At 67.4% G+C, this 9,750-nt stretch carries 5 protein-coding genes and 1 riboswitch; of the genes, 3 read left to right on the top strand and 2 right to left on the bottom strand.

Going from position 1 to position 9,750, the window contains the following annotated elements; translation table 11 throughout:
* Window positions 1-16 precede the first annotated feature (16 nt).
* Together purQ and purS are read right to left on the bottom strand one after the other, a co-directional pair.
* The gene (gene purQ, locus KF791_16205) at window positions 17-727 is read right to left on the bottom strand and encodes a phosphoribosylformylglycinamidine synthase subunit PurQ (GenBank protein MBX3734120.1); all 711 of its coding nucleotides are present in this window, start codon (window positions 725-727) and stop codon (window positions 17-19) included.
* 23 nt (window positions 728-750) lie between these two features.
* On the bottom strand, window positions 751-996 hold the full coding sequence (purS, locus tag KF791_16210) for a phosphoribosylformylglycinamidine synthase subunit PurS (protein MBX3734121.1): 246 nt from the start codon (window positions 994-996) through the stop codon (window positions 751-753).
* A gap of 274 nt (window positions 997-1,270) precedes the next feature.
* On the opposite strand from purS, the gene KF791_16215 reads away from it, so the two are divergent.
* The 3 genes from KF791_16215 (at window position 1,271) to KF791_16225 (ending at window position 8,833) form a co-directional block, all read left to right on the top strand.
* On the top strand, window positions 1,271-6,247 hold the full coding sequence (locus KF791_16215; GenBank protein MBX3734122.1) for a HEAT repeat domain-containing protein: 4,977 nt from the start codon (window positions 1,271-1,273) through the stop codon (window positions 6,245-6,247).
* Between the two features lie 183 nt (window positions 6,248-6,430).
* Window positions 6,431-6,541, top strand: a riboswitch (TPP riboswitch).
* 21 nt (window positions 6,542-6,562) lie between these two features.
* Window positions 6,563-8,539 carry a phosphomethylpyrimidine synthase ThiC gene (gene thiC / locus KF791_16220; protein ID MBX3734123.1) on the top strand — a complete coding sequence of 659 codons (1,977 nt, stop codon included), beginning with the start codon at window positions 6,563-6,565 and terminating at the stop codon, window positions 8,537-8,539.
* A 27-nt stretch (window positions 8,540-8,566) separates the two neighbouring features.
* The gene (locus KF791_16225) at window positions 8,567-8,833 is read left to right on the top strand and encodes a hypothetical protein (GenBank protein MBX3734124.1); all 267 of its coding nucleotides are present in this window, start codon (window positions 8,567-8,569) and stop codon (window positions 8,831-8,833) included.
* Window positions 8,834-9,750: the final 917 nt, after the last annotated feature.

A 9,750-nucleotide genomic window follows, 5' to 3' on the forward strand; every position in this document is an offset into this window, starting at 1 on the left:
TGTGGCGCCGTCCGGGTCAGGCGGCGCGGGCCGGCCGGGCCGCCGCGACGGCGGCGGCCATGCTGTTGAAGACATGGCGTCCGTCGTCACTGCCCAGGATCGCCTCGCAGGCGCGGTCCGGATGCGGCATGAGGCCCGCCACGTTGCCGCGCTCGTTGATGACCCCGGCGATGTTCAGCAGCGAGCCGTTGGGATTCGCCGCCTCGGTGAGGTTGCCGCCGGCGTCGCAGTACTGCCAGAGGATCTGGCGGCCCGCCTGAAGCCGCGCCAGCGTTGGTTCATCCGCGAAGTAACACCCCTCGCCGTGGGCGATGGGCAACCGGATCGGGCGATCGGACGGCAGGGCGCTGGTGAATGCCGTGGCCGTGTTGGTGGTGTGCAGGTGGACCATCTCGCAGTGGAACTGCAGGTCGCGGTTGCGCACCAGCGCTCCGGGCAGCATGCCGGCTTCGCAGAGGATCTGGAAGCCGTTGCAGATGCCCAGCACCACGCCGCCGGCGTCGGCAAAGGTGCGGACCGCCTGCATTACCGGACTGAACCGCGCGATGGCCCCGCAGCGGAGGTAGTCGCCATAGCTGAATCCGCCCGGGATGATCACGGCGTCCGCGGCCCCGAGGGCGGTCTCCTTGTGCCAGACCAGGGACGCCGTGTGGCCGAGCACGCGCACGGCATGCACACAATCCTGGTCGCAATTGCTTGCGGGAAACTGGAGGACAGCGACGTGCATCGGGAGGGAAGGCGGCAGCGGGATCAATCCACGATTTCGAGCCGGTAGTCCTCGATCACCGGATTGCTGAGGAACCGGTGCGCGGCCTCGTCGAGGGCTTTTTGCGCACCGTCGCGGTCCGTGCCGGGGGCCAGGTCAATTTCAATGTACTTGCCGACATGCACGCCGGTCACGCCGGCGTAGCCCATGTGTTCGAGGGCGTTCTGGACGGTTTTACCCTGGGGATCGAGAACGGCTTTCTTGGGAGTGACGATGAGCCTGGCTTTCATGAGGTCGTCGGGCACGGTGCCCGGTTCGCACCCCGGAAATCTGGGGCTCCGGACATCACCGGGCGAGGGGAATCTGGGCACGGTCCGGAGGTGCGGCACGATTCCCGGACCGCCGGCACCGATCCCGGGCGTGCCGCGCGCAATCTGCTTTCTCCCGGAAAACGTCTGGGAGAGATTCCGTCCCATGGACGGAAAGCGCCTCCCATCGGGTGTCCTGACTGTGGTGTTCGCACTGGCCGTTGTGCACCCCGGGCTCACGGCAGAACCCCCTGCGATGCCTCTCCGGGCAGGCGCCCACGTGGTGGACATCGCGCCGGAGCAGTTTCCCGTGCGGGTGAATGCGATGTTCACGGAGCGTTCGGCCGGTTCGGTGGTGGACCCGCTCGTTGCACGGGCACTGGTGCTTGACGACGGCACCACGCAGATCGCCCTGTGTGTGGTGGACAGTTGCATGCTGCCGCGCGACCTGCTGGACCGGGCGAAGACGCTGGCGGCGGCGTCCACCGACATCCCGACGGATCGCATGCTCATCTCGGCAACACACACCCACTCGGCGCCGTCGGCCATGGGTTGCCTTGGAAGCCGGGTGGACCCCGCATACGCCGCCTTCCTGCCGGCCCGCATCGCCGCAGCCATCATCGGTGCCGCCGGGCGGCGGGCGCCGGCGAAGATCGCATGGACCTCGTTCGACGACTGGGACCACACCTTCAACCGCCGGTGGATCCGGCGCCCGGACCGGCTGCTCACCGACCCGTTCGGCAACGCGACCGTGCGGGCCCACATGCATCCCGGACACGAAAGCCCCGATGCCGTCGGCCCCTCGGGTCCGGTGGATCCCGGCCTCACGCTGCTCGCCGTGGCCGCGCCGGACGGGCGCCCCATCGCGATCCTCGCGAACTATTCCCAGCACTATTACACCTCGCCGCTGCTGTCGTCCGACTACTACGGACGCTTTGCGCAACATCTCGCCGAGGGACTCGGGGCCGATGAGGCGTTCGTGGCGATGATGTCGCAGGGCACCAGCGGCGACCTGATGTGGATGGACTACGCCGCCCCGGCCCGGGACATCGGATACGACGCCTACGCCCGGGAGATGGTCGGACGCGTGCTCGCGGCGTATCGCGAGCTGAAGTGGCATGACACGGCCGCGCTCCAGATGGCGGAACGGACGCTGCCGCTTCGTTACCGGGTGCCCGACGCCGACCGTCTGGCCTGGGCGCGGCGCATCACCACGGCGCTGGGGGACAAACTGCCCTCCAACCTTCCCGAGATTTACGCCTGGGAGGCGGTGCACCTGCACGAGCGCCAGCAAACAGAACTCCAGCTGCAGGCCCTGCGCATCGGCGACCTCGGCATCGCGACCCTGCCCAACGAGGTCTTCGCGCTGACGGGCCTCAAGCTCAAGGCGCAGAGCCCGCTGCCGCTGACGATGAACATCTCGCTCGCCAATGGCGCCGAGGGCTACATCCCGCCGCCCGAGCAGCATCGCCTCGGCGGTTACACGACCTGGCCGGCCCGCACCGCCGGTCTCGAGGAGGCGGCGGAACCTCGCATCGTGGAAGTGCTCCTTGAGTTGCTCGAGCAGGTTGCCGGACGGCCGCGACGCACGCCCGCGGAGACGCCGGGCCCTTACGCCCGGGCGGTGCTCGCAGCGGAACCGCTCGCGTACTGGCGTCTGGAGGAGATGGCGTTTCCGGTCGCCCGGGATGCCGGCGGACGGGGTCCTGACGCCGGGTTTGAGGACGGGGTCGCGCTTTATCTGCCGGGTGCGGGCAGCGGGACCGGAGTGTCCCCGGATCCGGCACTCACGCCGTCGGCCTTTTCCGAAGGCGGCATCAATCGCGCGGTCCAGTTCGCCGGCGGGCGTCTGCGCACGCGGCTCCCGCTCGACGATCAGTACACGATTCTGTTCTGGCTGTGGAACGGGCTGCCCGCTGATGCGCGCCCGGTGACCGGCTATCTGGTCTCGCGGGGTGCCGACGGAGATCCCGGCGCCCGCGGCGAACACCTCGGCATTGGTGGCACCTTCCGTCCGGAGCTCGCGAGCCGCCTGTTCGTCTTCAACGGGAATGAACGCAACGAGGTGATCGGCGGACGCACCAGTCTCAGCCTCAAGAACTGGCATCAGGTGGCGCTCGTCCGCGAAGGCCCGCGGGTCCGGGTGCACCTCGATGGACAGGCGGAACCCGAGCTGGAAGGGGAGTTTCGCCACACGCTGCCTTCCGGCGAAACGAGCGTGTTCTTTGGCGGACGCAATGACGGGGAGTTCGGACTGGAAGGCCGGATGGATGAAATCGCCGTGTTCCCCAGGGCGCTGAGCGCCGCCGAGATTGCAGCGCTCCATGCTACGTCCGCTTTGAAACCCCCGGGTGCCGCAGCCGCCGCCGCACCGCCACCCGCCGCGCCGCCGCTGTCGCCCGAGGCATCACTGCGCGCCATCCAGGTGGCTCCCGGATTCCGGGTGGAGCTCGTGGCGGCCGAGCCGCTGACGCTCGACCCGGTGGCCATTGACTGGGATGCCGCAGGCCGGCTCTGGGTCGTGGAGATGGCGGACTACCCGCTGGGGATGGACGGACGGGGGAAACCCGGTGGACGCGTCCGGGTGCTGGAGGACCGCGATGGCGACGGGCGGCTGGAGACCGCAACCCTCTTCGCCGACGGCCTGAATTTTCCCACGGGTCTGCTCACCTGGCGCGACGGCGTGATCGTCACCGCGGCTCCGGAGATTCTTTTCCTGCGGGATACCAACGGCGACGGCCGGGCCGACGCGCGCGAGGTACTCGTCAGCGGCCTGATGGCGGGCAACCAGCAACTGCGCGTCAACGGGCTCCGCTGGGGACTCGACAACTGGGTCCATTGCGCCGCTGGCGCCCATTACCGCGGTTACGGCGCCGACACCCGCCTGCGCACGCGCTCCGGGGAGACCGAAGTCGGCAGCCGCGACTTCCGGTTTCGTCCGGACACCGGCCAACTGGAGCCGGTGAGCGGTCCGTCACAGTTCGGACGCGAGCGGGACGACTGGGGCCGCTGGTTTGGCACCCAGAACATCCGGCCGCTCTGGCACTATGTGCTTGAGGACCACTACCTCCGGCGCAATCCGTGGGTGGCGGCTCCCGAGCCGACCCAGCTGGTGGTGGGCCCCCTCAGCCCGCAGGTCTTTCCCGTGAGCGCGGCCGAAAAGCGCTTCCACAGCTTCAATGAGGCGGGGCATTTCACCTCGGCATGCAGTGGAATGATCTACCGCGATGACCTTCTCTTCCCCGGGCGGCCGGTCGGCGAGGAAAATGCGTTCACCTGCGAACCCTTCCACAACCTGGTCCAGCGCAATCGGGTCCAGCCGGAGGGCGTCAGCTTCACGGCCCGGCGGGAGGCGGGTGGGGCGTCACACGATTTCTTCGCGAGTGCGGACCGCTGGTGTCGTCCGGTCATGATCCGCACCGGACCCGACGGCGCGCTCTGGGTCGTGGACATGTACCGATACATGATCGAACACCCCGACTGGCTGCCGCAGGCCGGCCGCGACGAACTGTTGCCGCACTACCGTCTGGGAGAGGACCGCGGACGTATTTACCGCATCGTGCCCGAGGGCGCCACAGGACGTCCGGTCCCGCGGCTGGATCAGCTCACCCCGGCGGCGCTGGTGGCCTCACTGGATTCCCCGAACGGCTGGCAGCGCGACCAGGCACATCAATTGCTCGTCCAGGCCGGGGGGCGAAGCGCCGTGAGCTCCCTGATCGCAACGGCCAGGGATTCCCTCAACCCGCTGGCCCGTTTGCATGCGTTGTGTGTGCTGGATGGCCTCGACGCCTTGACACCAGACCTTGTGCTGGACGCGCTCGAGGATCCGCATCCGGGTGTCCGCGAGAACGCGTTGCGGCTGGCGGAAGGACACCAGACGCCGGCGGTCCTGGCGGCCGTCGTCCGGCGGGTGGACGACCCGGCCCCGCGTGTGCGTCAGCAACTGGCGTCCAGCCTTGGGACATGGCCGGATCGCGAGGCGGGCCGGACCCTCGGGCGTCTGGCGGTGGACGGAGCCGCCGATCCCTTTCAGCGGGCGTCCATCCTGAGTGCCGCCGTCCCCCACACGCGCGAACTGACTGCAGCGGTTGCGCAGGCGGGCGGGGCGGTTTTCGACGAACTGGCGGAACCTCTCGCGCTGGTGGCTCTGGGCAACGGCGATCGCGACTCGCTGGCCGTGCTGCTGGAGCCGCTGCTCAGGGCCGATGAGGGCGGCCAGTTCACGGCGGTCCAGGTGGACGGATTCGCGCAGTTCCTCGCCGTCCTCAACCGCCGGCAGGTTTCCCTGGATTCGCTCGCGGCCGGCGGGGATCTGCTGGCCGTGCGACTGCGCGGAAGGAGCGCGCTTCTGGACTGGGCCCGGACGATGCTCCGTTCGGATGGCCCGGTGGACGACCGGCGCCTGGCGGCCGCGCGCCTGCTGGGCGCCGTGCCTGAGGGACGGGCCGAGGCGCTGGTCGTGTTCGGGGAATGGCTGGACCCACACCGACCTGGAGGGATTCAGCGCGCCGCGGTGGCCGGGCTTGCGGCGACCGGAGAGGACGCCGTCCCCGCGCTGCTGTTGAACGCGCTGCCGGCATTTCCTCCGGAATCAACGGCCGCCGCACTCGACGCCCTGTTGTCCCGCGAGAGCTGGACCCTTGCGCTCCTGCGGCATGGAGCATCGGCAGGATTGCCGGCGATGGACGCCACCCGGCGCTCCCGGTTGCTCAAGCACCCGTCCTCCGAGGTCCGAACGATGGCCGCCCGGCTGTTGGAAGCCGGATCCCAACGCGCCGAGGTGATTGCCCGGTTCCAGCCCGCGCTGGAGCTGGGCGGGGATCCACGACGCGGCGCGGCGGTGTACGCCATGCTTTGCGTCTCGTGTCACCGTCGCGGGGATGCCGGAGTGGAGATTGGACCGGACTTGCGGTCCGTCGCGGGACATCCCCCGGAGAAACTCCTCACCAACATCCTCGACCCCAGTGCGGACATCCAACCAGGTTACCTCGCCTATCAATGCCAGTTGACCGACGGCACGGAACTGTACGGGTTGATCACCGCGGAGACCGGCAACAGCCTCACCTTCAAATTGACCGACGGCACCCTTCGCGCCGTGTCACGACAGGACATTGGCTCGCTGCGCAGCGCCAACCTCTCCCTGATGCCCGACGGCCTCGAAGCGGGACTGGGGCTTCAGGATCTGGCGGACCTCATCCAGTTCATCCGTTCGCCCGAGGCGCCCCTTCCGTGACGCCAGGAATGGAAGCGAATGCTTCCGGTCCGCCGTCAACGAACCTGGAATCCATCCTGGAACTGCAGCACTGCCAGGAACACAGGTCCTCGCCGTGGCGGCGATCTTCCGGTGCAGCGACCTCGGAGGGGTGACGCTGCCGACGGGCGGTTCCGACTTGCCTCGACCCCGGATCACCTCATGATCGGACCATCGGGGAGCCGGTGGACTCCGGCTGAGAGTTCCGCGGAAGCGGAAGACCCGTTGAACCTGCTCCGGGTAATGCCGGCGAAGGGAGATTCTTCACCAGTTTCCCCGGGGCGATCGCTTGAAGCCATGATCGCCGACCCCGTTTCCTCCTTCGAACCCCACAGTTCCCAGCAACTTCCCAACAGCCGGCGCGTGTACGCCGCCGGCACCCTGCACCCGGGCCTGCGGGTCCCCATGCGCGAGATTCAACAATCGCCCACCCGCGGCCTCGACGGCCGCCTGGAACCCAACGAGCCGGTGCGCGTGTATGACTGCTCGGGGCCCTGGGGCGATCCCGAGTTCCGCGGCACCGTTGAGGAGGGACTGCCCCCGCTGCGACGGGACTGGATTGTGGGCCGCGGGGACGTCGAGGAATACGAGGGGCGCCAGGTCAGGCCCCAGGACAACGGCTACCTCTCCAACCAGCACGCCGAGTATGCCAGCAAGGCCGAGCGCAACCGGCTCGTGGAATTCCCAGGTCTGACCGCGCAGCGGCGGCGTCCGCTCCGCGCGAGCCAGGGGCACCCCGTGACCCAGCTCTGGTACGCGCGGCAGGGGATCATCACCCCGGAGATGGAATTCATCGCCCTCCGCGAAAACCTCGGCCGCGCCCGTCTTGCCGATCTCGCGAATGATGGCGTCCGCAACGATCTGGAAAAGCAGCATGCCGGTTCCAGCCAGCTGCCGGACGGCGGCTTTTCGCCGTCCGTCTTCCGCCGCTTCCCGCAGCGGATTCCGGCGGAGATCACCCCGGAATTCGTCCGGGCCGAGGTCGCCGCCGGCCGCGCCATCATCCCGGCAAACATCAACCACCCCGAGTCGGAGCCGATGATCATCGGCCGCAACTTCCTGGTGAAAATCAACGCCAACATCGGCAACAGCGCCGTCGCGTCGAGCATTGAGGAGGAGGTTGAGAAAATGCGCTGGGCCACCAAGTGGGGTGCGGACACGGTGATGGATCTCTCCACCGGCAAAAACATCCACGCCACGCGTGAATGGATTCTGCGCAACGCCCCGGTGCCCATCGGCACCGTGCCGATCTATCAGGCACTGGAGAAGGTGGGGGGCAGGGCCGAGGACCTCACCTGGGAGATCTTCCGGGACACCCTCATCGAGCAGGCGGAGCAGGGCGTGGACTACTTCACCATTCACGCCGGGGTGCTGCTGCGCTTCATCCCGCTGACCGCCTCGCGCATGACCGGCATCGTGTCGCGCGGTGGCAGCGTGATGGCCAAATGGTGCCTTGCCCATCACCAGGAGAACTTTCTGTACACCCATTGGGACGACATCTGCGACATCATGGCCGCCTACGATGTCAGCTTCAGCATCGGCGACGGTCTGCGCCCCGGTTCCATTGCCGACGCCAACGACCGGGCACAGTTCGGCGAACTGGAAGTGCAGGGCGAGCTGACCCGGCGCGCCTGGGCCAGGGGCGTGCAGGTGATGAATGAGGGCCCCGGTCATGTCCCCATGCACCTGATCGAGGAGAACATGGTCCGGCAGCTCGAATGGTGCGGCGAGGCGCCGTTCTACACCCTCGGGCCGCTGACCACGGACATTGCGCCCGGCTACGATCACATCACCAGCGGCATCGGCGCCGCGATGATCGGCTGGTATGGCTGCGCCATGCTCTGTTACGTCACGCCCAAGGAGCACCTTGGTCTGCCGAACAAAAAAGACGTCAAGGACGGCGTCATCGCCTACAAAATCGCCGCCCACGCAGCCGACCTGGCCAAGGGACATCCCGGCGCCCAGCACCGCGACAACGCCCTGAGCAAGGCGCGCTTCGAATTCCGCTGGGAGGATCAGTTCAACCTCGGCCTTGACCCGCTCACGGCCCGCGAGTTCCACGACGAGACGCTTCCCCAAGAAGGTGCCAAGACCGCGCACTTCTGCTCCATGTGCGGCCCCCACTTCTGCTCGATGAAGATCACCGAGGACGTCCGCAAGTACGCCGCCGAACAGGGCCTCGCCGAAGAGGAGGCGCTGAAGCAGGGGATGGCATCGAAGTCCCGCGAGTTCACCGAGAAAGGCAGCGAGCTCTACGCGAAGGCGCGAGCCTGACACAATACGGGTAGCAGGAGTTTGGTTTTGACGCTTCGCCGGGAGAAGCCCGCCGCCGCCGCCGTCCTGGCCCTGTCGATGCCCTTCGCGAACGCCATTCTGATGAACATCCCGTGGTTTGTGGAATGCCGCGGTTGGTTCCTCACCCATCATCTCGATCTATGGCAGTGGACCTTCCTGCCGCCGCCTCCACTGGCCCGCATGGCGGAGTCGATCTGCCTGCTTGCGGGTTTCAACGCCACGTTCTTTGCCGTAGATGCCGTCACGTTCCCGATGCGCCACATCAAGTTCTGAGTCGGCGCCAGTTCTTCTACTGTGGTCGCATGCACCACAGCTGCGGCTTCCCATTAGATATTGGATAAATGGTGAACCTGTCACCGTGACGTCTCTTCCCGGCGCGGCGTCAAAACCGAATTCCTGCTATCATCAGCTGGCAGTGTTCCGTGCGGCCGCGGAAAGGAAGCAATCCGCAAGACGGCGCCCCGCGGCTCCGAACGCCCCACGCCCCGGGTCCTTCAAGTCGTCCCCGGGTAGAACGGGAACTTCCTGACGCCCGCAGCCAGCGCGACGCTGGCATCCACCCACAATTTCATCCCTCCTCACGGACGCGGCGCATGCTCGACTCCATTTGAGCGCACCATCTCTGGACTCCTTGAGTGGGAGAAGCGGCCCTGCTCTACCCCACCAAGGGACGAAACTCCTCGGTCGTCATGGGTTCGTGATCGGGCCAACGGCCAGTGAGTTCGACCAGCACCCGCTGTTTCGATGGAGCCGGCATGGGATTCACCCGGACAACCTTCGCCCGGTAGGATCAAAGGGACAGGTCCATGGACAATGAGGAAGGGACAGGCCCGAGTGAGTGACCCAAAGGAAGCTGGCTTCGACACCGGCCGTTTCTATCAGGTCCATCGTCAGGGCGTGAGCAGGACGTATCCTGCCCGACAAACTCGCGAGATTCCCCGCGGGATGGGGATTACGGGAATGACAGATGACCGCCCCCAGCGAGGGATCCGGGGCGGCCGCTTGGCCTGCGCCCGAATGGATTGCCTTGGAGAATGGGGGGCGAGGAACCGGGACCGGGCCGGTTTCAGGCGAAGACCCGGACCCGGAGGGCGCGCAGGGTGCTCAACGAGATCCCGTCCACGCCCCGGACCGGACGCGCCCCGCTGATGCGACGCGGTCCAAAGCGGTCCCGATGCCGTTCAAATAGG

This window comes from Verrucomicrobiia bacterium (assembly GCA_019634635.1).
Lineage (GTDB): Bacteria > Verrucomicrobiota > Verrucomicrobiia > Limisphaerales > UBA9464 > UBA9464.

What these genes read in the sequence shown, in the direction of transcription:
- purS (MBX3734121.1), bottom strand. Translation starts at nt 996, where the DNA reads ATGAAAGCCAGGCTCATCGTCACTCCCAAGAAAGCCGTTCTCGATCCC.
- thiC (MBX3734123.1), top strand. Translation starts at nt 6,563, where the DNA reads ATGATCGCCGACCCCGTTTCCTCCTTCGAACCCCACAGTTCCCAGCAA.
- purQ (MBX3734120.1), bottom strand. Translation starts at nt 727, where the DNA reads ATGCACGTCGCTGTCCTCCAGTTTCCCGCAAGCAATTGCGACCAGGAT.
- KF791_16215 (MBX3734122.1), top strand. Translation starts at nt 1,271, where the DNA reads ATGCCTCTCCGGGCAGGCGCCCACGTGGTGGACATCGCGCCGGAGCAG.